This window comes from Litorimonas haliclonae (genome assembly GCF_965138505.1).
In the GTDB taxonomy this organism is placed as follows: domain Bacteria; phylum Pseudomonadota; class Alphaproteobacteria; order Caulobacterales; family Maricaulaceae; genus Litorimonas; species Litorimonas haliclonae.
In genome coordinates, this window is sequence record NZ_CBCSCO010000002.1 from 490,654 (window position 1) to 515,760 (window position 25,107).

A 25,107-nucleotide genomic window follows, 5' to 3' on the forward strand; every position below is an offset into this window, starting at 1 on the left:
TATGACACTCCGCGTTTACCACCTGAAAAGCTGCGATACTTGCCGCAAGGCAATAAAAGAATTGAAGGCATCTCATGAGGAATTGGATCTCACCGATGTGCGCGCAGACGGCGTCGCCGAAGAAACACTCCATACATGGATAAAAACTATCGGCTATGAAAAAGTATTGAATACGCGTTCAACCACCTGGCGCGCACTGGATGACAGCGCAAAATCTGAAATGGACGACGACAAAGCCTTGGCCCTTTTGAGCAAGCATCCAACGCTTATCAAACGCCCGGTCATCACAGACGGCGACACAATCACCGTCGGATGGAAAGATGATGCCAAAGAGACTTGGCTTAATTAAAGGCCGCTTCTGCCAAATTCGAAAATAGTGTTGCTTCGGCGGAATCACCTGCGGCAACGGGCTTTCCTGAATCCCCGCTTTCCCGGATTGACATCGTCAAGGGCGCCGCGCCCAGATAGGGGATGCTGAGTTTTTCTGCGTCACGTTTTGCGCCGCCTTCACCGAAAATGTGGTGTTGCGACCCGCAATCAGGGCAGGTGAAAACGGCCATATTCTCAATCAAACCCAACACAGGGATACCGACTTTTTCAAACATGCGGACGCCTTTACGTGCGTCCAAAAGGGCGAGGTCCTGAGGAGTCGAGACTATGATAGCGCCGGCGGGTTTGATGTCTTGTGCTAGCCCCAATTGCGCGTCCCCTGTGCCCGGCGGCATGTCGATAATCAGAACGTCCAGCTTTCCCCAGTTCACGTCCCAAACCATGCGCGAGATCGCGCCTTGCACCATCGGGCCGCGCCAAACGACGGGGCCGTCATCTTCGGTCAGGAATCCGATGGACATGGCTTTAATGCCGTGCGCTTGCATTGGTTTAATTAAGCGGCGGCCTTCTGCAGTTTCGGTTTTAGCGCGCTCTCCTGAGAGGCCCAGCAGCATAGGCGCGCTCGGGCCGTGAATGTCGGCGTCGAGCACGCCGACGGCTTTACCGGATTTTGCGAGAGCGACAGCGAGATTGATCGCCATGGTGGATTTACCGACACCGCCCTTGGCGGAGCTAACCGCTATAACGCGCTTTACATGGGTATCGCCTTGATAGCCTTCAGGGCGGCGGGCCTGATGCGGAGGAGGGCGTTTCCGTCCGCCGACAGAGGGCGCCGCTTTATGCGCCGATAAAATCACGGACGCCTTTTCGACGCCGTCAAGCGCCGCCAAAACAGCTTGAGCTTCGGCTTGAGTATTTTCATATTTAGCGGCTTGGGCCGGGTCGATCTGCAAAACCGCGCGGAGCGTGCCGTCTTCAAAATTCAGACTTCCCAATAAACCCGCTGTGACCAGATCTTTCCCGCCCACAGGATCGGTCAGAGTTTGCAGAGCCCGAAGGGCGGCGCTTTCAGAATAAGGCATTAAGGCGTAACCTGTGATTTAGAATTAGGAAGGTTTAAACACCCTGGAACAACGACGCCGTTGGGTAAAAGACGCAGGGGCGGGTGAGTAATGCTTAGTATATAATCAGGGATTCTGCCTTTTTTCGGCAGCTCTCCAAAACTAATCAAAAGGGAATTATCAGCTAATTGCTCTATAGTCTTTGGCGCTCTTGGAAGTTCAAAGTACCTCTTAACTTCAATCTCTTCGCTTTGAACAGATACGGATAAAATTGTGCCTCCGCTGCCGAGGTGGTCTAAGCCAGTGAAAGTCCAATAGTCTTCGCCATATTGCCCGAGAGGGCGTTGAACTTTCGGCGCTATGCCGACGACGTTCGGCACGTAGTATTCTTTATAAGATTTATCAGGATTCGCTTGGCCGTATATCAACTCACCGTTTCCTGTGCGGTTGTCATAATAAACTAATCCGCCCGAAAACTCGCCTCGATCGTAGCCCGCGAGCCACCCCCCTCCAGTCGAGATGGCGGAGGAAAGAGAGGCCCTATCTGATATTCGGGAATAGGCAATAGGCGTTGCATTGAAAAAAGGGAGCTGCGTGGAGTCACTTTTAAAATCATGTGGCTTAACCGAACACCATTTTGCTTTACTCGCCAGTTTCTGTCCCCAAATACGCTGTGATTTGGACTGGCCCGTTCGATCGCCGGACAAACTGTCCAATGCCGCCAAGGCTGAGGCTCTGGCATTCAAAACTGGGTGACCTTGGGCGATTTCTTTCAGGCTAGGCTCAAGGGTCGATAGGTTTTGCGCGCTCGCTATTTCGGCTGCTTTTGCCGCGACACTCCAATCGACTTCGTTTTCCAAGGCAGCCTGCAAAATTTTCAATGTTGTCTCATTAGGCGGAATTGTGGAAAGGGCGCTCACAAAATCAAACGCATTAGGTGAAACCCGCATTTCAAGAGTTTCCCAGAAAAGCTTCAGTCCTCTTTCAAGATTTCCTCCAAGCTTTTTCTCTAGGTCCCTTATATAAAATAATGGGACCGTGCCGTGAGCTGCCAAGGCGTTTTGCAATCCGGCCAAGGCAATTTCGGATTCGGGTAATTTGGTTTCCGACCCTAGTCCCATCAAAATGTCAGCGCCAACCATGGCCGCATATTTATTAGAAGACGTGTCTGTAAGCAGCCGCTTTGCGAAGACGATAAATGCCTTATCCTGCGTGTCGTCATATTCTGTTCGTACGGCGTCCGCGACCGCGAGAGCTATGTTCTCTTCCCCAGCTTTCAACTGGGAGACAGTCTCTCGCAGGAAGTCGATGCTGGTTTCACTGTCAAAACTATAAAGAGCATTCAGAGCTGCGTGAACAACCTCCGAAGATTTAGAGGAGAGTAAACTCTTCAATATGGGTTGAGCTTGTTTTGGGGGATATTGAGCGAGAAACTGCGTTATCTCTCGGGTAGGATATTCATAGGCGGCTTCAGACAATTGATTAAAAGCCTCAGCTGTGGGTTTAAAGGGATTAATTTTGGACTCGCTTAGTCGAAAATCCATTTCTCCAAACTTTAAAATTTCGCGTGACCAAAATGCTATATCTTCATTCTGGCTTGTGAGAGTGGCAATGGCCGCTTGCCGTATGCAGGGTGAATATTCGCTGATCATCAAATTTGCTAAGGCTTCAACATCTCCGTTCGGCCATTGATCGGCAATGTATTTAATATCGGTGGCGTGAAACTCATAATTAGAGAGTGACAACAAAACGACCGCGTGTTTCGACAGGTCGGGGTCACCATCCGAAATGGCCCGCAGCAGACGCTTTTTGCCAGTCCCGCCAAATTTAATGAATTCGTTTTTCAGAACTTGGTAGTCAAAACTTTTAGCGTCATGATTTTTTAAAATTTCGAGGCAGTGGCGTAGGTTTTTACAGACCGTTTTTTCGGCCGCCGTCAAAGGGCTGGCAGAAACGGATTGAGCTGCAAAGCCGAAGGCTAAAAACGCCAAACCCAACCATTTTATTCCAGCATTGAACATGTGTATCGCTTAGGCCCTTGGCCCAATCACTGCAAGCGGGCGATGTTGGACCGGCCTGTGACGCCCATCTGCAAAGGAGGCGTTTCACCCTTGATTAGCTTTGCGGCCTCGCCTATAGACCCGCTTCCCGATGACGTGGTTCCCACGTTATTGACGTCGAATGGGACGGGCGATTAGCTCAGCGGGAGAGCACTACATTGACATTGTAGGGGTCACTGGTTCAATCCCAGTATCGCCCACCATCTTTATTTCCTAATAAATACAACGGCTTAGTGGTAAGTATAGGCTCTTTTGAGGGACTGTATTTTCTTTCAGTTTCGACCGCTGGGGCTACTTTGGGGCTACTTTTAAGAAATTCGCAGGGTTATCTAGGTCTGGTAGTGCAAGCCTTCACGTAGTCTCTAAGGTCTCCCACCAGATAGGTTACAGGAGTGCCAAGTTGATAAGGCGGTCCTACGCGCTTATAACGCCAGTTCTGTAAGGTTCTAAATGAACGGCGAAGCATGAGGGCGGCTTCATGCGTCCTCACAGGGGTGCTATCAGGAAGCCCCCAAAGGTCAGCAATCTTCATCGCCTCTTCATTAAGGGCGGGGGGCGAAGGCTTTTCAAACTCAGGAGGGAGTCCTGAGGAGAGAGGATCGAAGGTGGGGGGTATGGGGGCAATAGTATTATTCATCATATTGTATCTCTTGCGCGTGAAAAATTGCTCCAAAATTTTCCCTACCCTTCATACTCGCATAGAAGAGTCCTCAGAGACTCGCTGAGAGCCTCTGTAGGGTTTTTGAAGGGATGGGTGGGAGCGGTGGAAACGAGTCTGTAGGAGCTTCTCAGGAGTCTCTAGGGCCTAATTACTTAGGGCTACCTGTAGCTACTCGATAAGAAGCCCCCACGGTGAGGTGAGGGCGTTGGAAGGATTAAGGATGAGAGCTTTTAGAGACGTCCCTGTGAAGGTTCCGCTAGGCGGTCTCTTTCTCCTCAATATCCTCCGGCAATTTCCTAACCATTTGCTTTTTATAGCGAGGTTTTTGCGGGACTAGGTTACAGCGCCGCATATCAAGGCGGTTGTTATTTCTGTATCCTATAGCTTGTCGCGCTGGCTCATTCATAATCAAGCGGGCGACCTGCGAATTGTTTCCGTCAATTTTTACTCTTACGTAGAGGTGAGAGCAGCCGTTAGAGTTTGCCATCCAGTGCTTCTCTGTAAGGCCCTTGGCGGATAGCCGTTCAAAGTCTTTCAAATCGACAATGGCGAAGCGCCCTTCACGATTGCTGATTTCTTTCTTTACCACGGGCTTGCCGTTCATCTTCGTATGAAAGATGCGGGTAGCTGGGGGCTTACGCTTTGGGCGGCTGGATTTGGTTTTAGTAGTCATAGATAAGGCTTCCTAAGAAGAGGCCCACCATCTCTCACAGAGGCTCCCATAGGAAAGCCGTCGTGGATGTGTGGACGTAGGTTGAGTTTTATAATGAAAGGGAATTGTAGTGAGGCTCCTCGGGAGCGCCTGCAGATGTTTGGAAGGGACTCCTGTTGGATATCCTCGCAAGTGGTTTCCATCATCCTCTTTTCAATCGTCTTGAAGTGGGAGGATAAGGAGAGGTGAGCCTAGAGATGCTCCTGTAGGACTTCCTGAGGGAGGGGCTTCTTTGGCCTTATGTCAGGATTAATCGACTAGCCCTAATTTCTATAGTAACTTTAGGATAGAATGAGGGAGTCTCTAGGCTGAATGGGCCCCTTAAGGGATTAGGCTCAGAATTACGTTCTTTCCCCATCGTCTCACATAAGGTTTCAGGGCTTCAGAAGGGCTCCTATAGTAACTTTCGGAGAGAGCGAGGGGTCCCTGGGCTGTATGTGCGGATTAAGGATTTAGCGTTTTCCCCTTTAATAGCTTTCAGATGGCACATGGCTTCTGGCTATATGTCACCCGTAAGAGTATCGGCGTCCTAGGCTATATGTGCCGCGTTAGGACTTGCTATACCGATCCTATTGTTACTTTCAGGCTCAAACAGGGTCTCTTGGCTGTATGTGCAACATAAGAGTAATTGAGGTCTCAAGGCTGTATGTCTGCATTAAGGGGCCAAAGTTAACGGTGAAACTTCCCTGCGACCATTGAAGCTCATACCCCTATAAATGTTTAGGGAACTGAGGGGGCTTCTGGCTATATGTCTGGGTTAAGGAAATGTCGTTGTTTTTCAATAACTTACAAATCGGCTGTTTTGGGCCCTTCTGAAGCCTATTCTAGCCTTTTCTGAGACCCCCGAAGGTAAACGCTTCACTACCTATTTTTTTGAAGTGAATGATGATAGGTTCATCCCCCAGATGCTCCTAAAGAACTTCCCCCTAAGACTTCATGCCGAATATCACACAGGAGCCACTCAAGGACTCCCACTATACTCCTATAGTAACTTTCGGAGAGAGCGAGGGGTCCCTGGGCTATATGTCAGGATTAAGGATTTAACGCCCTAATCGGCCTTTTTTCTTACGTTTAGGAGGCTTGAACTTATTCTTCAGAAGGCCTTTGGAAAGCTCCTTCACCCTCTTATCGAGAGCCTTTTGGGAGGCTTTAGCCGCAGCCTTCTGAGTTAATTGTTCTGGCGGGTTGCTTGCCAAGCCGTTATAGGTTTGACCATGCTTCATATCAAAACTTTAGCCGCGTCCGTTGTCATAGGATTAGTTCTCCCCTCGCAAGCTGTTGCATGGGGTAAGACAGGCCACAGAGTAACTGGCGAAATAGCTCAGGCGTATCTCTCAGAAGGAGCTCGGGAAGAGATTAGTCACCTACTCGGCGTTGAAGACTTAGCGGAAGCCTCAACGTGGCCGGACTTCATGCGTTCAAGCCGAGATCAATTTTGGACAAAAGAAGCAGGGCCTTATCATTACGTCACAATTCCCAAGGGTGAAACCTATGAGAGCGTAGGAGCTCCTGAGAAGGGAGACGCAATAGCGGCGCTGGAGAAATTTAAAGCCGTTCTGCAGGGTGAGGCAGCGTCACAAGAAGAGAAGCAGTTAGCGCTCCGTTTCACCGTTCACATCATTGGAGACCTTCACCAGCCCCTCCACGCGGGGAATGGAACGGATAAAGGTGGGAATGATTTTAAAATGACGTTCTTCTGGGAGCAAACAAACTTGCACCGCGTCTGGGACTCTCAGCTAATCGAACAGGAAGAGCTATCCTATACCGAGATGAGCCGTTGGTTGTCCCGTAAGATAACTCAGGAAGACGTAAGAGCGTGGACGGTTACTGATCCTATCGTTTGGGCAGAAGAAAGCGCGTCCATAAGAGACGAAATTTACCCTGAGGGAGACCGTGAGGAGGCTTGGGGTTACGTCTATGAGAACCGCGATATTGTGAGGCGGAGGCTTTCTCAGGGCGGCGTGAGGATAGCGGCCTATCTCAATGAGGTCTTTGACTGAAATGGTCCCTCAGAGTGCAATTGGTGAATGGTTTTTTCTTCTCCCCATCCTCTTTGTGCTAGTCATATTTGGTAGCATCTCGCTCTGGGGCTATATGGCTCCCTGCCGCCACTGTGGTTCCCGTAAGTGCCGCCCTCGGACTATCTGCGTAAACGGCGGAGAAAGCCCTGAGAGCGATTGAGAGAGGCAACTTCATTATGTGCAATCTATACTCACACAAAACCAGCACCGGAGAACTCGTAAGCCTTTTCTCTCAGACTTCTTCAGGGCTCACTCAGGAAAGCCGTGGGCTGAATATCGAAGGTGGTTACGTGGGGGCTGACCAAGATGGGCTCGTTATTGTCAATTCAGACGAAGGCGGAGGGCAGCTAGATATTGTCACTAAAAGATGGGGCTTTCCTGCGATCAAGGACGGCGCAAAGCCAATTACCAATATCCGCAATCTAGATAGCCGATGGTGGCAGAACGTAAACGGCAAATATCTCCATGAGCCTGAGTATAGATGCTTAGTTCCGTTTGAGCGCTTTGCAGAATGGAACAAAGAAATGAAGGAAAATGCTTGGTTTTCTATAAAGGCTCCTCAGGCGTTCTTTGCTGGAATTTGGAGACCTTGGAGAGGTGAGCGGCTTACTGAGATTGAAGGAAAGAAGAGACGGGAGAGGCGGGTTCAGGATTGGCAGCTTTACGCCTTCCTCACAACAGAGCCAAATGATGTTGTTGCTCCTATCCACCCAAAAGCCATGCCCGTCATCTTGACTGAGTCTGAAGAGTTGGAAGAGTGGTTAGGAGGAGGGGCAGAGAGCTTAAAACTGCAACGGCCTCTACCGAGCTCACTCACGTCTCTTCATTAACTCCAACAGGCCCTTTCAAATGACTCTCTCAGAAGCGCTCACAAAACTTACCAATAAAGAAGTTCTACAGGTCGTTGGTAAAACCAGACGCAATAACAACCAACTCGAAATTGGCGTGGTGTGGGTCTGGACTAATGGGGAGAGGTATCGCGCTCTGAGCATCGAGAAAAACAATCCTAAAAGGCTTTTGGAAGGCTGGACTTTCACAGATGCTGTTCTGAGCTCCTTTGATAAGCTAAAGCTCACGGGCCTAGACTTTTCATTTCATAATATTGAATCGTCTCATACTCAATTTGAGAGGCTAGATGATGTATGGGACGCACGGGCTTGGTCCATATCCTCGCCCAAAGACGCGGCCTGATTTATTTAGGGATGACGCAAAACTCTCCATGAGAAATAGTGAACTGCTCGGCGGTAACGCGCCCATGCTAGCCCGGGTTTAATCACTAACCAACAATGGAGTAACTATGCCTACCCTTAAACCTGAGAGAGATTCAGAAGCCCAGCTTTATGACTTTGAGTGCAATATCGACTTATTAGATAGGCTCATAGATAGTCTGGTAGATGATAGGATGACTGCGAACGCCCTAACTGGCTTGCGGGGAAATCTTGAAAGACTTTATGAAGAGTTTGCCGATACTTTGAGGTCCTAATTCTGAATGGGTCGCGGCGCTTGTCGTTGCGGCCTTTTCGACGCATCTGAAAAGTCATTCTAAGAGTTCTGCAATGAAACCTATAATTACCGTCTTTTTCCTTTCCAGCGCCTTTCTCGGAGCCTCCGCTGAAGCCTCTGAAGTAGTAGAGGTGAAAAGCATTTACTGGAGCGATGCTGACAGTGGACGGATAAACGGAAGCCTCAAATTCAGACTGAATAGCGTAGACGCTCCTGAGACAGGCGGAGTTGGCGCGGCAATAGGCGGCGCGAAATGCGAGAAGGAACGTGAGCTAGGCTTTGAAGCTAAAGAATGGATTGTAGGTTTCACCAAGGAGAAGGCTTTGGAAGTATCTAAAGGCTATGGAGAAGACCGTTATGGGCGGCTTATCATTGATCTGAGCTCTGGGGGAGTTGATGTGGGTCGTGAGGGGGTTTCTGAGGGGCATCTGAGAGTCTGGCCACACGAGGGGTCAAAGTCACTCGCTCCTAAGCCGAGGTGGTGCTCTTAATAGTGAAGTTTTCGAGTTCAGCGTTTCGGCTTAGGTCCCACTAGGAGGGAAAGTGAAAAATGTGAGAAACATCAGTTTGTTCAGTCAGAACAATCCGTGGCATCGGTATTTGAGAAGAGTCGGACTGGTCGGCCTTTCTACTTTTTACGTGAAATCTGCGATGATTGTCCAGCTCGCCTTGTTGCCATTATTAATATATTTTTCGCTCACATCAGGGCCAGCCAAAAGTGAAGAGATAATATTGGTTCATCTAGTTTTCACTCCAGCGATGGGGCAGTTTGGGCTGCTAGTAGGGATATCATATCCGAGAAAAAAGAAGAGTTCTTTTCACCCCTTTGGGGTCGTGTTTACAGCCATGCTTGTTTCATTATTAGTGAGTATAATCTTTTTTCTTTACGGCTTTAACGAAGATGAGTTCATAAGCCTTGGAGCCTTTTTAATTGCTCTATTAGGCATGTTTAGTGCGTCATACTTTATTGGACTTTTAGCACTAATTTTAAACTCGCCATCAATTGGCGGAATTGGTCTAAAGTCGCTTGAAATTGCTTTAGTAACTGGAGGCGCGTTTGCGTTTTTCCTGACGCTAATCAATTCAAGGCCAGACCTGTCGGCATCGACCGAAAATTTGTTATTCTCGATTGCTTCGATAGTCGTGGCGATCGTGGCCCCAGTTCAAATCTCGAAACTTACATACGAGTTCTTTCAAAGTAAAAAATCCGGCAAAGTGCGTCCATTATCGAACGGCGATTGATTGCAAAGGCTAAAGATTATGATGAAAAGGCCAAAGCGGCTCATTACTCTGAAGTTCAGTGAGGTCATTGAGCTATCCGAGGAGAATAACAATAGGACGCGTGTTCGTGGAGTAAACGGTGAAGCTAATCAAGAGGCAGTGGGATAGTGAGTCCCCACTATGTATAGTTTCGCAGAACGTGATAATTGCATGACTGATTATTCCACAAGACCCTTAGTCCAAAGCACATGCTCAACTTCTTTCAGGAACTCCTGAGCTTCTTCCCTAGTCTCAAATTTGACTTTATCAGTTTTAGTGAAGATGGATTTAGAAGGCAGGTCGGCTGGTAGATGCCGCGTGGTTAGCCAGAAGGTTATCCCAAAGGCGCGTAGGCTTTCATCTGGACAACGTAAGCTATCCCGCCTTGCTTGTTATCAATTTCCTTTATCCTATAATTCTCCATCCCGCCGCTATCGACTCTGATTTTAGCTCTCTGGTTCATTTAACCCTCCCTGTAGTATTGTTCATTGTAGCAATCTGAGGAAGGCCCTCAGGCCCTCCCTGAGTTCATCTAAGCGGCTTCCAATTCTCTCATTGAGTGACGCTCTTCAAGCTGGGCAAAAGCCTGTTCACGGCTTACCTCGGAGCTGTTGATTTCACTCCTCAGGACGCCCTTAGAAGCTCCACCGATAAACCAACGGCCTATGCGGATTTCATAACAGCCTTCATCAGCCTCTTGACGTTCAATCCAAGGGAGGCCTTTAGGGAGTTGGCAACCGTAACCTACGCCGCCTAACTTGGAGATATAGAAGGGGCGTGAAGAGGCTCCTACGGGTGGCTCTATTTCTATTAATCCCTCATAGAAGAGTTTCATCATGGGGAGGCGGTTTAGTATCGTCATAAATTATCCTTTGCTGTTTGACGATGATGGAAAAGGGTGAACGGTAGCGTTAGACTGAGCCTCCTTCAGGCCCTCGCTTAGTTTGTTGGCATGGGCTTCAATAAGCTCTCTCTGGGAGGTCATAGAGGCGCTGTTAATATAATGCTGAGTGGTGCGCCCATCGGAATGAGCCATGAGGTTTTTAAGATGGTGCAAGCCCATTCCGCCGCTTGCCATAGTTGTTCCAAAGTAGTGCCTGAGGTCATGGAAGCGGAGCCCTTCAACATTAGCCCTCTCGACAATGGTTTTCCATGCGGTCTTAATGGAAGCCCTGTGAGGTCTATCCCACTCAGGCGTCGCAAGTTTCGAGGAGTCTCTTCTGCCTTTGTCATATTGAGTTGATGTGGATGGGAAGATGAAACCCTTGTTCCGCGTGATAGTCCCAAAGTCCCCTTTAGAGTTCACCACGCCCAGCCTCCTACGCCATTCCTCTAGGCGCTCCATTAGGCGAGGCGGGATTAGAACGCTATGTTGTCTCTTACCTTTCATCTTAGTGGCACTGATAGTAAGAACTCCATCTCCTATCTCTTGCCACTCAGCTTTCAGGATATTGGATTTACGGAGTCCCATCGTCATAGCTATCTCGACTATCAGGCCCATCTCTTGCGAGTGCTTATAGGACTCCCTGAGAACTGCTGAGCTTTGCTCCTGTGTGAGCGGGTATTTGTCCCTCTGGATTATCTTGCGGGGCTTCACGGCAGTTACAGGGTTTATATCGACGTAGCCAATAGAGATAGCCTCAGTGAAGAGAGTGGAAAGCAGGGCTCTTACGTCATTGACTCTTGCTCCGTTCTTTGACTGCCGATGATTACGGATTTTCTGAAAGGTTTCATCGAGGAAACTCTTCACCATTGTTCTATCTACGTCCTCGACCTTCACGCCTTTGAAGAAGGGGAGGATATGATCTGACCAAGTGCGCTTATCGCCTTGCTGAGAGGAGGGGGCTTTGTCTGCAAACCTAGAGCTTTTCGTGAAGTCGTCCCAAAGCTCCTCCATAAGCGGAGCCTCACGAGCCTCACGTTTCACCTGAGCAAGGTTAGTCCCCTCGCTGGCCTTCTTACGCATCTCAGCGGCCCATATACGCGCTTCCTCCACGTTGGACGGGTCAACTTTTCCATTCCCTAAGATGTGAACGGCCCCCATAGTCGCTCTAAAGAAGCTACCGCCTACTTTCCTCTTGAAGTTCCACGTCATGCCCCCTGAGGCTCCCATACGAATGAGGAGGCCCTGAGAGTCCTTAAAACGTATCTCTTGACGTTTCCCGTTGGCTTTTAGGGAGTCGATTGTTCGCGGTGTGAGGCTTCTGGTCATCGTTCAATACTCTAGCTGGGGCTACTTTGGGGCTAGCTGGGGCTACTTTGGGGCTACTAAATGAGGGTATCAGGGAGTAGCAAAAAAGCAGTCGAGCGTGGCGCCATGTGAGTAAATCCTTGTTATAACGTGGTTTTACGTATAAGCAGAGTATGTGAGAGAAGGGAAGGGTTTCGTCAACCGTGAAATTGACATTGTAGGGGTCACTGGTTCAATCCCAGTATCGCCCACCATCGCGCCGCAACGGCGCGATTTTTTTATACGCCTTCGGGCCAATCCTCTTTAATCATTTGCGCGCCTTTTTCGCCGATCATAATGGTCGGAGCGTTGGTATTGCCGGAAATGACTTGTGGCATGATGGAGGCGTCTATGACGCGGAGGCCCTTGAGCCCATGAACGCGTAGACGCGCGTCCACCACAGCCAATTTATCAGTTCCCATTTTGCAAGTTCCGACGGGATGATAAATTGTATCTGCTCGGTTTCTAATATCTTCTCTCAAACGGTCTTCATCCTCTTCTTCGGTGCCGTAAATTGGCTTGCCTCTGATGTCGTCGAAAGCGGCGGATTGCAGCAGCCTTTGAGTGAGGCGCGCGCCTTGATAGAGTTTTTCCATGTCGCGCTCATCTTCGAGAAAGGCAGGGTCAATGAGGGGCGCGTCAGAGGGGTTAGAACTCGCGAGGCTCACACTTCCTCGGCTTTTCGGACGCAGCAAGCAGACATGTACTGAAAAGCCATGACCCCAATGTAGTTTTCGTCCGTGGTCATCTACGATTGATATAATGAAATGAAGCTGAATATCTGGTGCGGGTTCATCCCGGTCGAGATAAAGAAAAGCCCCGGACTCAGCGATATTAGAAGAAAAAATCCCCGTTCCGTCTTTGCGGTACTTCAATATTTCGCCAATCATATTGAATGTTCCGGGCAGAGAGAACCCAATCGTTTCTTTGTGAAGCGACCGTTTACCTTTGTAATTGGCAACCCAGTCCACATGATCGTGAAGGTTTTCTCCCACCCCCGGCAGGTCATGCTGCGTTTCTATTCCATGCGGTAAAAGCTTTTCGGGTGGGCCAATTCCAGACAGGAGCAAGAGGTGAGAGGAGCCAAATGTGCCGGCAGAGACAATAACTTCCCGTCGTGCCAATAGGGTTTTCTGCCCGGATTTGGTTCGTATCTGCACCCCTGTGGCTTGTTTACCTTTGAGTATAATTCTTTCTGCCAAACAATCTGTGACAATCGTCAGATTATTGCGGTCGACCACGGGGTCCAGATAGGCATTGGCCGCAGACCAACGTTTGCCGCGTTTTTGCGTGACATCGAAGAGTCCGACGCCTTCTTGGCGTTCGGAATTAAAGTCTTTTCTAAGCGGAATTTGAAGGCTCTGCGCGGCCTCAATGAATGTTTGATTTAGCGGCGAGGCTTCTTTTTTATGGGTGACGTTGAGCGGCCCGCCAGTGCCGTGGAACTTGCTCTCTCCGCCTTCGAAATGCTCAGACTTTTTGAAAAAAGGAAGAACCTCTTCGTATGACCATCCTTTATTTCCTAGCTCTGCCCAGTGATCATAGTCGGATTTATTTCCCCGAATATAAATCATGGCATTGGAGCCGGACGAGCCGCCAAGCATTTTCCCGCGGGGCTGATAGCCTTTACGGCCATTCAATCCTTTTTGCGGAACGGTTTCAAACCCCCAATTCCGTTTTTTCGTCACCATATTGAGGAGCAGGAGGCCAGGTGTGGAAACAGAGAAGTGTTTATGGCTTGGGCCTGCCTCAATCAGGCAAACGGAGATATTTTCATCTTCGCTTAGCCTCGCGGCAAGCGTGGCTCCAGCAGAGCCCGCGCCGACAATGACATAATCAAATTCGGTTTCCATCAGAGGATTTTTTTCATCAGACCCATCATTTTACGTGTTTTGTCCGTATAGGGCGGGTGCAGAGCTTTGCCTTGGCTGAAACGGCTTTGATGGAAAACGCCTTTCAGATGAGAGAAGCTCTCAAAACCGTGCTCGCCGTGGTAAGCGCCCATACCAGACGGGCCGACACCGCCGAAGGGCAGGTCATCTTGCACGACATGCCATGCGGCTTCGTTAATACAAACGCCCCCGGAATGGGAGGTTTTCAAAACCTTATCTTTCTTGTCAGAGTCTTCGCCGAACCAGTAAAGCGCCAGAGGGCGTTCCTTCGCTTGCACATATTGCAGGCTTTCGTCCAGGGTTTCGGACGCCACAATCGGTAGGAGGGGTCCGAAAATTTCCTCCTGCATAATTTTCATCTCCGGCGTCGTGTTCGTCACGACAGTTAAAGGAACGCGCCGCTCTTTCGCCAGTTGTTGTTTGTCATCGCTCCCCGCTACGGCAATTTTAGCGCCTTTGTTTTCCGCGTCTTCCAGGAGGTCCTGCAAACGGGCGTAATGCGTATCCGCAATTATAGAGGTGAAATCGTCATTGCCGGCAAAAGTCGGATACATTTTCTCTGCTTGTTTCAGCACAGCCGCCGAAAAAGCGTTGATGTCATTTTGCGGCATCAGGACGTAATCCGGCGCAACGCAGGTCTGTCCGGCATTGAGAAGTTTTGCATTCACCAATCTTGGAATGACCAAATCGAGCTTGGCGCTTTGATCGACGATGACCGGTGATTTTCCGCCTAGCTCCAGGGTCACAGGCGTAAGGTTTTTCGCGGCTGCCTGCGCAACTTTTCGTCCGACACTGGTAGAGCCGGTAAACACCAAGTGATCAAAGGGTAATTCGGAGAACGCCGAAGCGACATCCACGCCTCCTGTGGCCACATAGATTTCTTCATCAGAAAAGTTATTGGCGATGACGCTTTTAAGGAGCGCAGAAAATTTAGGCGTATATTCGCTCGGTTTGAGCATGGCTCGATTGCCCGCACTTAACGCTCCGATCAAAGGCATGATTGCCAGTTGAAGGGGATAGTTCCAGGGGCTGATAATCCCAACAACGCCTAAGGGTTGAGGCACAATACGGTTTTTCGCGGGCCAATAGGGCAGAGCGGTGGAGGCTTTTCGCGTTTTCATCCATTTCGGCGTATGTTTCAGTGCATGGGAAAACCCGCCTTTCAGGACCAAAAACTCTGCAATCATAGTTTCTTCGGCCGCGCGGTGGCCGAAGTCTTCGGAGATGACTTTAATAAACGCGTCTTCGGAAGCAAAAATAGCGTTCCTTAACTTTTCTATATTGGCCTTCCGAACGGACCAGCTGGGATAAGGGGCGCGATCAAAGTCAGCGCGTTGAGAAGAAAGGATAGCTTTCAATTCCCTGGGTTCATCGAATTTGCCTTTTAATTTTGATGAGGGATCAATCCTGACCATATCCTTCTCCCGTTATTATTATATTTATCAATACTGCACGGGAAGGCAGGGTGTGTCGAGTGAGGTTGAACGAACAGTTTTGCAGGACTGCCAAACAGAGGAGCTATCAAAGTCGGCAATTTGCGACTGAACGAACCATGGCCTTGGCGCGGCCGGTAACAGTATTTTCGCAGGCCGCGATTTGGGAATATCGGCGGCGAAGCCGACCCGGAGCATCACCTAGCTTTTTCTGTCCAAGTTTTTCGGCGGCATCGTAAACTTGAGCTAAAGCGGCAGCCGGTCCTGAAATCGGAGTGAAGCCTGAGGATGTCGTTACATCTTCGGTGGCGTAATGGCGTTTGAACGCATCTATCCCGACTCCTAAATCAAGGCGTTCATACCCTAAATCATCTGATTTATCGAGGATAGCGTTTAGCAGCCTCGCGCCTGGCGAATAAATCCCCAATGTGGGATCATAAGCGACGATCCAACTATGATAGGTTGTCCCATCGGTTAAACCTGTGTCGATTGCAGCAAGCCTATCCCCGATATAAAGGGCGTGCATGTCTACTCGCAAAGGGGCGCAAATTGGACGCTCCCAAAGATCTCTCAAAAGCTGGGAAGTCCATTCAACCCCGAAAATGTTGTAAAACCCGCTTCGCTCATACTGGGCTATTTTCCACTTGAAGAGGGTTTTCAACAAATCTGGATTTTGGCTTCTAAATTCAAATCGGCTGGACCCGATCTGTTCATCACTTTTACGGGTGCGACGCCGCAAATCCTTCATGTGGCGGGTATAAGAGCTGCTTTGTGCTTTTTTCCACGCTTCGGCCCCGTCCGGGAAGTAAATCATGGCTCCCCGGGATGTATTCTCGGAATTATGCATCCCATTTTCGACAAGAGCGCTGTAGTGAAAAGCTCCGACCGAACTATCTTTCAAAATATCACCAATCGTGAGACCGCAGTCTGGGCGGCAAATTAGACCATGATAGTCTGTCATTGGGGCGCCTATGGGACGAGCAAAGCGTTCCCCTTGGAATGGCAAGATCGCCAAGATTTCCTTCTCGTCTTCCGCCACGGCAATTCGAACATTATCCACGAGGCTTGCGATAGTTTTCGTGTAATCCGGGTGAAAATAAGGAGAGTATAGGCGCGGATTAGAGCTACGTAACTTGGGCCAAGCGGAGGTGACAGATGCAGGAAGAACATCTGCTTTATAGATTGCTGTTTTGAATCCAGTTTTTGTCACGTCTTAAGTCTTCAATGAAATCTTTTCATCTTGATAATCGCAAAGGGCTAATATCGGCTTAAAGCGGTTGCAATAATTGGAAGACCCGTTTTATCTCAGATAATGAGCTCAAATCACGATAAAACCCACGCAGAATCAGAGTTTCACAGCCACGATTCGCATCATAAACACCACCATGATCATTCCCATTCTCCAAAAGTTGATGAGACAAATCGTAATCGGGTAGGGATTGCCGCGCTACTGACCGGTTTATTTATGTTGGTCGAAGTGGCCGGCGGATATATCTCTGGCTCGCTTGCTCTCTTGGCCGATGCAGGCCACATGCTGACTGACTTTGCAGCGCTGGGAATGGCGTGGGCAGCATTTAAGCTTGCAAAGCGTCCGGCAAATTGGCGTCATACATTCGGTTTTGATAGATTTTCAATTCTTATAGCTTTCGTAAATGGCCTGACGCTATTCGTTGTGGCGGCCTTAATCGTAAAAGAAGCGATTGAACGGCTTCATACCCCCGGTGAAGTTCTGGCGGGGCCCATGCTCTATGTCGCGATAGCTGGCCTAATCGTGAACCTATTGGTCTTTTGGATTTTGCGCGGGGCTGATCAGCATAACCTCAATATAAGAGGAGCCATTCTGCACGTGTTGGGGGATCTTTTGGGGTCGGTCGCCGCTATTATTGCTGCTATTGTTATTTTCCAGACAGGATGGACGCCGATTGATCCTATTTTATCTGTTTTTGTTGCTTTAATTATCCTGCGTAGTGCTTGGGTCCTTGTGAAAGATAGCGCTTACATCCTATTGGAAGCCGCGCCTGAACATATTGATCGAAGGGCTATTATTGAGGATTTACTGGCCCATATCCCGGATATTCTTGCGGTTGAGCACATCCATGCTTGGTCAATTACTCCGGAACGACCCATGCTAACCCTTGAAGCGTTTGTAGGCCCCAACACCCGTATCGAACCCGTAAGTCAGGCCATAAAAACCCGCCTAAAGGAAAAATTCGAGGTCGAGCACGTTACCATTCAAGTTATGCGGAGAGTCGAAGGAGAAGCGCTTAACCCAGCAAATTCATGCGTTCCTTAAAGCGCCGGATAAACTCTTTCTGCTCCGCTGTTGCCGGCGTTTCGCAGCTCGCAACGCGCTCCATCATCTGAGCAAGTTGCTGCGCGTCCTCGCGCTCTATTGATGTTTTCAAAATGTCGACCATCGGATAAAGGGCGGTTTCAGGTAAAGTCACATCGTGGGTGACATTATACATCTGGCGATAAATTCCATCCGCTGCGTCTGTACTGAGCTGCATATGGTTTTCAAGCTGTAAGGTAATCGCCGCAATTTCGGCTTCGCTGACCCCGCTGAGAGTGTCCATTTTGGCCGTTGCAATCATCAACACAGTGGCGGCTTCGACAGGTGTTTCCACCAGATCATAGCCCGACTTTCCGTGAAGCTTTCGAAATCTATTCTGACGAGGGCGGTTTTTGAAACTGCGCGCCGCATCGGCAATATCGCGAGACCCTCTGATCGCGCGGCTTATCCAGAAAATCGCAATGGCAATGGTCGTTAATATCCCGATGATATGCATGGCATCCTCTTTATAACGACTTTCCTTACTTAGCGACAGGCCGATGATGGCCCCATATCTAAATGAAAATGATCATAATGGGCCGCATTATAGTCCGGGCTAAGCGTGACATTGAAGACTTTGCAAGCGGCGTTTCGAATATCACGTAAAAACTCGGCATCGCCGTCTTCCCCCGTCCAATCGCTGCGGACGCTCACCAGATGTCCGTCCGTTAGTTCAAAGCTCGCCACATCCCACGCATTGCCATAGGCATGTTGGCTCCAGCGCCCGGAATTATTCCCATTTTGACGGCGGCAGGAATAGGTCCCCATGTGATGCATTTTGGCAAGCCCTTCTCCGTACCTTTCTTGGGCGAGACGGTCGATTTCCCGTGTCCAGAGATAGGTGGAAACAGAAAGCGGACATTTCATATTGGCTTCGCCCGGCGTGAGAACAATATCATCTTGGCCGTAGACCAACCGAGCAACCTCCCAGCCACAGACGTCTTTGCCGTCGCCTGTTGAGGGGCCTTCTTTGGGGTCCGACGGTATAGTTTCAAATCCGGCAGTGTCCCGGGCTAAATCCATACATACCTCTGGGGGCGAGAGCGCCATGCGTAGAATTTGCGATTTCGTCGCTTTCCCCAACGGTCGGGACGTATCCAATTCTTTCCAGGGGAGGTGTTCTCCCGGAATATGTTTATCTGCCAGATAGGCCCCGCCAGCAAAAATTGCGGCTGTTGCTATCCAAATCAACGGTCCTTTCCAGCCACTCATAAGGTGTTTTTAGAGTTTGATTTAGGGCTGTTCAACCAGACAAAACACTTGGGCGATGCGGCGGGCGCGCCTTAATTGGTCGGCCTGTAAGCCATAACTTTCCGTATTCAGAGGTTCAGCTTCGCCCGATGGGTCGCTAAAAAAGGGGAGAAGCGCTCGCGGCGCAACCGTGTAAATCCGGCCTCGACGGGGATTCTCGGCAGAGACGACCCCGATAATTTCACCGTCTCTATCAAGAACTGGCGCGCCGGAGAGCCCACTCAGAGGCCCCCTCAAGCCGTTTGTCCGGCCGATTTCAGCCCATGCCAAAACAGACTCATCAGAACTATACCTGCCCCTAACTAACATTCGGCTGCGCGAGATAAGGTTTCCGACGACTTCCCCGGGACGTCCTTGCGGGAAGCCAATGAAAAATCCTGACTCTCCGACCCGCCGCTGAGAATTAACATCATGCGGCAGAGGCGGGCGGGACCATTTCGTCGTCAGCTTTGCTAAATCGTGCTTGAGATAGACTTCAGCTTTGGCGGGAATAACGCGGTTACGGCCGACTTTGAGGGCGACTTCAGTACATCCATCTACAACATGACGGGCGGTGAGCCAGCTGCCGTCATCATCAATGGCAAAGGCGGTACCTGTTCCGGAGCGGGGGATGTCAATTTGGGTCAGGACCTGTTCATCCCGAGGGCTCTCGCTCGGGAGGAGAGGCCCAAGTTCAGAAGGAGGGGGCGGAGCCTCAACATTTTTATTAACTAGAAGGGCGCCGATATAAATGGACGCCAGAACGACGCCGTAAAACAGCCAATCCGGTATATGCCGGAACATAGTCCCTAACCTGCGATGGCGAAGGCGAGAAGGATGGACCCGGCAAGTTTAAACGAGGCAAGAACCAGCGCCGGTGCGGATTCGTTATTCGTAATACGCTGCGGCATCCCCTTAAAAATAGCGTCGGTAAGCCGGAAGAGAAATAATTGTAAAAACATGCTTGTCGTGCCCCAAATGGCGACATCAAACAGGCTGAACCGCTTAATCAGACAAGCGGCGAGCGGGATGGTGAGGCTTAGGATAAGCGAGCTGAAATGGATGGAGGCAGCCATATTGCCCTGTTGGACGAGCTCTAATTCCTTATGCGGCGTAAGCTTGGTGTAAATGACAAGGCCAATAATGAAAATGGCAGTCACGACCAAAAGATAAAATATCAAATATGGCAGCCCATTGGCGAGACTGTCGAGTGCAGGACGCATGCGGATACCCTTCCTAAAGTTTCCCCCTTATCGAGCCCCGTTTCGACACTGGAAACATGGCCTAAATGTGACTGATAACGCAAGTCAAACCTGAAAGAGTGACGTGGATTTAATTTAGTTTGGAGAGTTTTAAGCGGTTTCTGCGGATTTGTTCTCGGCGCGGATTTGACTGGCGCGCTTTTTCTCTGATTCCGATTTCAGCTGACCGCAAGCGGCGAAGATATCACGCCCGCGCGGCGTACGTATCGGGCTGGCATAGCCGGCGCGGTTGACCATATCGGCGAAGGTTTCAATCGTGTCCCAATCAGAGCATTCATAATCCGACCCGGGCCAAGGGTTGAACGGGATGAGATTCACTTTGGCCGGAATGCCCCGAAGTAATTTAATCAATTCCTTGGCATGTTTCGGGCTGTCATTGACGCCTTTGAGCATAACATATTCAAAGGTGATGCGCTTGGAATTGGACAGGCCCGGATAGTCACGGCACGCCTGCATCAGCTCGGCGAGCGGATATTTCTTGTTAATCGGCATAATTTGAGAGCGCAGGTCGTCATTCGCGGCATGAAGAGAAATAGCCAGCATGGCAGAGGTACGCTCGCCCATCGGGCCAATATCGGGGACAACGCCGGAGGTCGAAACGGTGATGCGGCGGCGGCCAATGCCTAATCCTTCGGGATCGCAAATGACGTCGAGGGAATCCCCGACCGCATCCGTATTATAAAGCGGCTCGCCCATTCCCATAAAGACGATATTGGTCAGGCGGCGATTTTCCTGCGTGGTCGGCCATTCGCCGAGATCGTCGCGCGCGATAATCACCTGCAAGACAATTTCGCGCGGCGTGAGATTTCGGACCAGACGCTGCGTACCCGTGTGGCAGAATTTGCAGGTCAGCGTACAGCCAACCTGGCTGGAGACGCAAAGCGCGCCAGTTTTTGACACATCAGGAATGAACACGCTCTCGACTTCAATACCTGGCGCCATGCGGATAAGGTATTTGCGCGTTCCGTCTTTGGAGATCAGGCGCTCGACGATTTCCGGCCGGTCGAGAGTAAAATGTTCCGCCAATTTCGCCCGCAAGGGCTTGGCGATATTGGTCATCTGATCCCACTCGGTGACGCCGTAATTATAAATCCAGTGAAAGATCTGCTTGGTCCGCATCCGGATTTTCTTCGGCTCAATTCCAAGTTCCTCCAGATGGGCGGCAATTTCTTTACGTCCCAAGCCCACAAGGGACGGGCGCGCAGGCGCGGGCGGCGTCTGTGTCAGGCCGGGTTCGGCATTCTGGAGTAAAGTTGTGCTCATAAAAGGGGCTTTAAACGCTTTCAGGGTGAGGGAAAACCGAAAAGGGCATATACCCTCCGAATGACGCGCCTGAAAAACAGGCGTTTGTAAGGATGCGACATCACATTCAAATTTTTACATCCTTTAATTTCACAGTGCCTAAAATAAGTAGCGTAACGTTAAACATAATGAGAATAAAAAGGGCCGGAAGCCCGCCAAGATTAGAGAGCATTTTCACGCCTTCAATGCCCGATAAAGTCGTCATAATCCAAGCCGCAAATCCAACCACGAGAGCCCAAATAAGTTTAAGCGCTAAATCTGTTTTCCGGGGTTTTGCGCGTTTTTCAGCTTGAGCAGGTCTGTCGCTGACCGCGTCGTCTTTTGTCGTCAGGTTAGAGATCACATCAAGGCTGGAATCCGCTGCGGTGACATAAGACAGAAAGGAGATAACGACAACGAAACCCGCCAAAGCGGTGGCAAAGGGAAGGTAATCCAGGACGCCATATAAAATGCGCTCCGGGCCAAGTCTTTCTAATATGTTGTTAAGGAGGTTGGGGGAACCGAGTTCTATATTGAGGGCCAATCCGCCAAAGATTGTCATCCAAATGACAGAGAATAAAGCCGGCAGGACGAGATTGACCAGAATATATTCTCTGACCGTGTAACCGCGTGAAATCTTTCCTAGAAACAAAGCGGCCAGAGGCGCCCAAGCCATCCAGTTTGCGAAATTAAATACGGTCCAACTTTTTAGCCAAGGGTCATTATCAAAAGGCGCGAGGGTGAGGGAGCGCGGGACGAATTCTTTGATATACTCCACAAATGATCTCCCCCCGAGGCTTAAAATTTCCCAAGTGGGGCCGGCAATCAGCGCGAAGACCATCAGAGCCAGAAACATTCTCGTATTGATGTCGGATAGAACCCGAATGCCTTTGTGAAGACCGCTGGCGGAGGACAGGAAAAAAGCGCCGACAATCGCCAAGGCGACACAGCCCGTCAAAACGGGGCCGCTTACCAAAGAGGTGAGGCGGTCTATGCCGCCCGAAATGGTCAGAATTCCCGCGCCCAGACTGGCGGATAGTCCGAATAAAAGCGCCAATAAAGCCAGGCAATCAATTGCATCGGCCCCTATTTTTGGGGCGGGGCGTCCTATCAAAGCCGCAATGGGGGCGGACAGCGAAAACGGCGTTTTGAGGTTATAATAGCAAATCGCAAAGGTCAGGCTCGGCACCGTATAAATAGCGTAAGGTGTAAACGACCAATGCATATAGAGCGACACCATCGAAAACTCGGCGGCTTCCGGCGAATTCGGCTCAATCGGCAAACCGCCCGGATTATAAAGATGATAGATCGGCTCGGCTGTTGCCCAGAATAAAATACCAATCGCAATCGTCGTCGTCAGCGTAATTGCCATCCAATTCCACCGCGATAATAAAGGAGTCGCGTTTTTTCCGCCAATCTTGACTTTCCCAAGAGGTGAAAGCGCCGCCCAGAGGCAGGTCAGAACAAAGGCAAAGGCGGCAATAGTGAACCCATTGGAGAATATATCCAAGATCCAGTCATTGAGACGCGTCGCGACCGTCAGAAACGCATCCGGACTAATCAGGCTGGTTATAACAAGCAGAACGAACAGGCTCAGCGGCGCCCAGAAAACAGTTCGGCGAATTGACGTCTCTCTCATTCCTATACCCACATTGCGGCGCGGTCTTGGGTCCGAAAATCAAGGCCAGACCCTACCTAGAAGCTACGCATTTATTTACAGAGGCGACAAGGGCCGATTTAATTTCGCCTTGCGGTCAGTCATCAGAAAATCGCAGGAAGCAGTCCAAATAGGCCTGCTGGTTTTCTGCATGCTCCCGAACGGCGTCGTCCATAACGTCTGAGGAATACGACGTATACAGTTCTATTCGATTCGCTGCCACGGCGGTTGTTTCCCTATATGTTCAATCAGGAAGTCAATGAGCGCTCTGACCTTTGGCGATATTACATTTGACTTAGGATAAACTAGCCAAAGACCCGTTTCGTCATCTATTGTATATTCGGGCAAGATATGGACGAGTGTACCTGACTCAAGTTCTTTCCAAATATTCCAGATCGAGCTCACGGATATACCACCCCCCGCGATAGTTGCCAGTTTGAGACTTAATCCGTCATCCAAAATTAAACGGCAATTGTGATCATCAGGGTCGAGTGTCGCTACTTTGCCTTTAGGGCCGGTAATCACCCGCTGGCCCAAATTAAAGGCGATGAACCTGTGTCCTTCTAGCTCCTCGGGTGAGTTGGGTGTTCCGTTTTGGGCGAGGTAGCCGGGGGACGCACAGAGTATGCGAGTATCATCTGTGAGTTTGCGGGCTTTCAAACTACTATCTTCTAGAGCCATGGCCCTGAGAGCAAGGTCAAAGCTGCCGTCGATGAGGTCGAGTGCCGTATCGGATAATCGTAGGTCGAGCTTGATGAGCGGATAACGCGCCAAAAAATCCGGCAATAAGGGAATGATAAAGCTTTGTGCAAAAGTACTGGAGGCGGCAAAGCGTAATTTTCCGCTAGGTTCGGTTTCTCCTTTTCCCAGAGCCGCGAAAGCTGCATCTTCTTGCGCAATGATCTCTTGGGCGAAGGGGAGAAAATCTTGCCCTTCAATAGACAGGGACACTTTTCGGGTAGTGCGGTGTAATAAATCCGCCCCCAAAGCAGTCTCCAATTTCGCGAGCTTGTTGCTGGCAACGGCGGGGGCCATACCAAGCATTCGCCCGGCGGCGCTGATATTAAGTCTGTCCGCTGCAATCACGAACAGGCGCAAGGCATCTGTATCCATATATTATATCCATTTCACGAATACTGAACTATATTATGCCGACTTTATTTAAAAAACAAAAGTGATAAATCTGGATAATCGAATACTTTAAGAGGCTTATCGAATGGCTAACCGTTCAACATTTTCAACAATTGCAAGCACAACAACACTATTAGGGCTTCTCGCAACACTTTTGGGAAGCGCTGCAGTCTCGGCACAGGACATCAGTCCAGCAGCAGAAGTTGTTCTCGGGTCGGATCTCACCTTTGTGCCGTTAAACCCCGCCCGCGGCGACGCGGCCCCTCAGGCAGGGGTTCTTTGGGGTGATATAAAAAGAAATGTCCCGAGCGGCGTGCTTCTCAAATTCGCAGACGGTTTCTCATCGCCTCCGCACATTCATAACATCACTTATAGAGCTGTTGTCATTGAAGGAGCCGTTCACAATGATGACCCGAATGCAGAGGAAATGTGGATGGGAGCTGGCTCCTATTGGACACAGCCCGCTGGTGAATCGCATATTACAGCAGGCGCAAATGGGAGCGGGGCAACAGCTTTTCTGGAAATATTAGAAGGCCCATATTTAGTTCAACCCGCAGAGGAAGCTCTCGACAATGGTGAACGTCCGATAAATATGGACGCTAGCAATATCGTCTGGCTCGATGCCGCAGATGTAACCTGGGCCTATAAACCCACGAATGACGAGATTGAAACCGCTCCCAAAATGGCCTTTCTCTGGGGGTCGGTAGAAAATGATGAAAAGAACGGTACGTTTTTAAAGTTACCGGCTGGCTATGACGGAACCTTGACAGGCAATGATGCCTGGTTGCGCGCGGTCGTAATCAGGGGAGAAATCAATCATCAACTCCCGGACGCTTCCAAAAGCCGTGAATTGGAACCGGGTAGCTATTTTGGCGCGGAAGGCGATATTCGCCACCATATTTCCTGCGGAACCGGACAGGACTGTACGCTCTATATAAGTACAGAGGGCCGCTACGCTATCGCGGACAGCCACAAAGGATAGAAAGTATCAAATCTCGAGTGGAGACGGAGAATGCTCAATCGTATTTTTCTGACCATTTCGTGAACACCT

Annotated in this window: 26 protein-coding genes and 1 tRNA gene; 10 read left to right on the forward strand and 17 right to left on the reverse strand. The window is 49.9% G+C overall.

The window, feature by feature from the left end; translation table 11 throughout:
- Nucleotide 1: 1 nt before the first annotated feature.
- Nucleotides 2-349: an arsenate reductase family protein gene (locus ACNA05_RS06545; RefSeq protein WP_415810618.1), complete on the forward strand. Its 348-nt coding sequence runs from the start codon at nt 2-4 to the stop codon at nt 347-349.
- Here the strand turns inward: ACNA05_RS06545 and ACNA05_RS06550 are convergent.
- Nucleotides 342-1,412: an Mrp/NBP35 family ATP-binding protein gene (locus ACNA05_RS06550; protein ID WP_415810619.1), complete on the reverse strand. Its 1,071-nt coding sequence runs from the start codon at nt 1,410-1,412 to the stop codon at nt 342-344. The two genes, ACNA05_RS06545 and ACNA05_RS06550, sit on opposite strands and share 8 nt — an antisense overlap.
- Nucleotides 1,412-3,412 carry a HEAT repeat domain-containing protein gene (locus ACNA05_RS06555; protein WP_415810620.1) on the reverse strand — a complete coding sequence of 667 codons (2,001 nt, stop codon included), beginning with the start codon at nt 3,410-3,412 and terminating at the stop codon, nt 1,412-1,414. The genes ACNA05_RS06550 and ACNA05_RS06555 overlap by 1 nt, the downstream gene beginning before the upstream one ends.
- 167 nt (nt 3,413-3,579) lie before the next feature.
- Here ACNA05_RS06555 and ACNA05_RS06560 point away from each other — a divergent pair.
- Nucleotides 3,580-3,654 (forward strand) — tRNA-Val (locus tag ACNA05_RS06560).
- A gap of 714 nt (nt 3,655-4,368) precedes the next feature.
- Here the strand turns inward: ACNA05_RS06560 and ACNA05_RS06565 are convergent.
- The gene (locus tag ACNA05_RS06565) at nt 4,369-4,785 is read right to left on the reverse strand and encodes a hypothetical protein (protein ID WP_415810621.1); all 417 of its coding nucleotides are present in this window, start codon (nt 4,783-4,785) and stop codon (nt 4,369-4,371) included.
- A gap of 1,079 nt (nt 4,786-5,864) precedes the next feature.
- Complete coding sequence (locus tag ACNA05_RS06570; protein WP_415810622.1) at nt 5,865-6,047, reverse strand: hypothetical protein; 183 nt, start codon at nt 6,045-6,047, stop codon at nt 5,865-5,867.
- Here ACNA05_RS06570 and ACNA05_RS06575 point away from each other — a divergent pair.
- The 6 genes from ACNA05_RS06575 (at nt 6,039) to ACNA05_RS06600 (ending at nt 9,590) form a co-directional block, all read left to right on the forward strand.
- The gene (locus ACNA05_RS06575) at nt 6,039-6,824 is read left to right on the forward strand and encodes a S1/P1 nuclease (RefSeq protein ID WP_415810623.1); all 786 of its coding nucleotides are present in this window, start codon (nt 6,039-6,041) and stop codon (nt 6,822-6,824) included. The two genes, ACNA05_RS06570 and ACNA05_RS06575, sit on opposite strands and share 9 nt — an antisense overlap.
- 197 nt (nt 6,825-7,021) lie before the next feature.
- A complete protein-coding gene (locus ACNA05_RS06580) occupies nt 7,022-7,675 on the forward strand; it encodes an SOS response-associated peptidase family protein (protein WP_415810624.1) in 654 nt (217 codons plus the stop codon).
- A 19-nt stretch (nt 7,676-7,694) separates the two neighbouring features.
- On the forward strand, nt 7,695-8,036 hold the full coding sequence (locus ACNA05_RS06585; RefSeq protein WP_415810625.1) for a hypothetical protein: 342 nt from the start codon (nt 7,695-7,697) through the stop codon (nt 8,034-8,036).
- 106 nt (nt 8,037-8,142) lie between these two features.
- Complete coding sequence (locus tag ACNA05_RS06590; RefSeq protein WP_415810626.1) at nt 8,143-8,328, forward strand: hypothetical protein; 186 nt, start codon at nt 8,143-8,145, stop codon at nt 8,326-8,328.
- A 73-nt stretch (nt 8,329-8,401) separates the two neighbouring features.
- On the forward strand, nt 8,402-8,839 hold the full coding sequence (locus tag ACNA05_RS06595) for a thermonuclease family protein (RefSeq protein ID WP_415810627.1): 438 nt from the start codon (nt 8,402-8,404) through the stop codon (nt 8,837-8,839).
- A 52-nt stretch (nt 8,840-8,891) separates the two neighbouring features.
- Nucleotides 8,892-9,590 carry a hypothetical protein gene (locus tag ACNA05_RS06600; RefSeq protein WP_415810628.1) on the forward strand — a complete coding sequence of 233 codons (699 nt, stop codon included), beginning with the start codon at nt 8,892-8,894 and terminating at the stop codon, nt 9,588-9,590.
- 352 nt (nt 9,591-9,942) lie between these two features.
- Here the strand turns inward: ACNA05_RS06600 and ACNA05_RS06605 are convergent, their stop codons facing one another.
- From ACNA05_RS06605 to ACNA05_RS06630, 6 genes are all read right to left on the reverse strand, one after another.
- Nucleotides 9,943-10,071, reverse strand: a complete 129-nt coding sequence (locus tag ACNA05_RS06605) for a hypothetical protein (RefSeq protein ID WP_415810629.1) — start codon at nt 10,069-10,071, stop codon at nt 9,943-9,945.
- 69 nt (nt 10,072-10,140) lie between these two features.
- Nucleotides 10,141-10,470, reverse strand: a complete 330-nt coding sequence (locus tag ACNA05_RS06610; RefSeq protein ID WP_415810630.1) for a hypothetical protein — start codon at nt 10,468-10,470, stop codon at nt 10,141-10,143.
- Nucleotides 10,471-10,473: 3 nt separating this feature from the next.
- On the reverse strand, nt 10,474-11,820 hold the full coding sequence (locus ACNA05_RS06615; protein WP_415810631.1) for a tyrosine-type recombinase/integrase: 1,347 nt from the start codon (nt 11,818-11,820) through the stop codon (nt 10,474-10,476).
- Nucleotides 11,821-12,077: 257 nt separating this feature from the next.
- Nucleotides 12,078-13,694, reverse strand: coding sequence for a GMC family oxidoreductase (locus ACNA05_RS06620; protein WP_415810770.1), 1,617 nt, complete (start codon nt 13,692-13,694; stop codon nt 12,078-12,080).
- Nucleotides 13,691-15,145 carry a coniferyl aldehyde dehydrogenase gene (locus ACNA05_RS06625; RefSeq protein ID WP_415810632.1) on the reverse strand — a complete coding sequence of 485 codons (1,455 nt, stop codon included), beginning with the start codon at nt 15,143-15,145 and terminating at the stop codon, nt 13,691-13,693. The genes ACNA05_RS06620 and ACNA05_RS06625 overlap by 4 nt, the downstream gene beginning before the upstream one ends.
- A 106-nt stretch (nt 15,146-15,251) precedes the next feature.
- On the reverse strand, nt 15,252-16,373 hold the full coding sequence (locus ACNA05_RS06630; protein WP_415810633.1) for a GNAT family N-acetyltransferase: 1,122 nt from the start codon (nt 16,371-16,373) through the stop codon (nt 15,252-15,254).
- A gap of 102 nt (nt 16,374-16,475) precedes the next feature.
- Here ACNA05_RS06630 and ACNA05_RS06635 point away from each other — a divergent pair, with 102 nt between their 5' ends.
- Nucleotides 16,476-17,456, forward strand: a complete 981-nt coding sequence (locus ACNA05_RS06635) for a cation diffusion facilitator family transporter (protein WP_415810634.1) — start codon at nt 16,476-16,478, stop codon at nt 17,454-17,456.
- On the opposite strand, the gene ACNA05_RS06640 is transcribed toward ACNA05_RS06635, so the two are convergent.
- From ACNA05_RS06640 to ACNA05_RS06670, 7 genes are all read right to left on the reverse strand, one after another.
- Complete coding sequence (locus ACNA05_RS06640) at nt 17,428-17,952, reverse strand: TerB family tellurite resistance protein (protein ID WP_415810635.1); 525 nt, start codon at nt 17,950-17,952, stop codon at nt 17,428-17,430. The genes ACNA05_RS06635 and ACNA05_RS06640 overlap by 29 nt on opposite strands.
- A 29-nt stretch (nt 17,953-17,981) precedes the next feature.
- A complete protein-coding gene (locus ACNA05_RS06645) occupies nt 17,982-18,707 on the reverse strand; it encodes an extensin-like domain-containing protein (protein ID WP_415810636.1) in 726 nt (241 codons plus the stop codon).
- 21 nt (nt 18,708-18,728) lie between these two features.
- Entirely contained in the window at nt 18,729-19,529 is an 801-nt protein-coding gene (locus tag ACNA05_RS06650; protein WP_415810637.1) for a S1 family peptidase, read from the reverse strand.
- 5 nt (nt 19,530-19,534) lie between these two features.
- A complete protein-coding gene (locus ACNA05_RS06655) occupies nt 19,535-19,948 on the reverse strand; it encodes a DUF350 domain-containing protein (RefSeq protein ID WP_415810638.1) in 414 nt (137 codons plus the stop codon).
- Nucleotides 19,949-20,077: 129 nt separating this feature from the next.
- A complete protein-coding gene (gene rlmN, locus ACNA05_RS06660) occupies nt 20,078-21,250 on the reverse strand; it encodes a dual-specificity RNA methyltransferase RlmN (protein WP_415810639.1) in 1,173 nt (390 codons plus the stop codon).
- A gap of 106 nt (nt 21,251-21,356) precedes the next feature.
- Nucleotides 21,357-22,907, reverse strand: a complete 1,551-nt coding sequence (locus ACNA05_RS06665) for a BCCT family transporter (protein ID WP_415810640.1) — start codon at nt 22,905-22,907, stop codon at nt 21,357-21,359.
- 222 nt (nt 22,908-23,129) lie between these two features.
- Nucleotides 23,130-24,038 carry a LysR family transcriptional regulator gene (locus ACNA05_RS06670; protein ID WP_415810641.1) on the reverse strand — a complete coding sequence of 303 codons (909 nt, stop codon included), beginning with the start codon at nt 24,036-24,038 and terminating at the stop codon, nt 23,130-23,132.
- A gap of 103 nt (nt 24,039-24,141) precedes the next feature.
- On the opposite strand from ACNA05_RS06670, the gene ACNA05_RS06675 reads away from it, so the two are divergent.
- Nucleotides 24,142-25,038, forward strand: a complete 897-nt coding sequence (locus tag ACNA05_RS06675) for a DUF4437 domain-containing protein (protein ID WP_415810642.1) — start codon at nt 24,142-24,144, stop codon at nt 25,036-25,038.
- Nucleotides 25,039-25,107 lie beyond the last annotated feature (69 nt).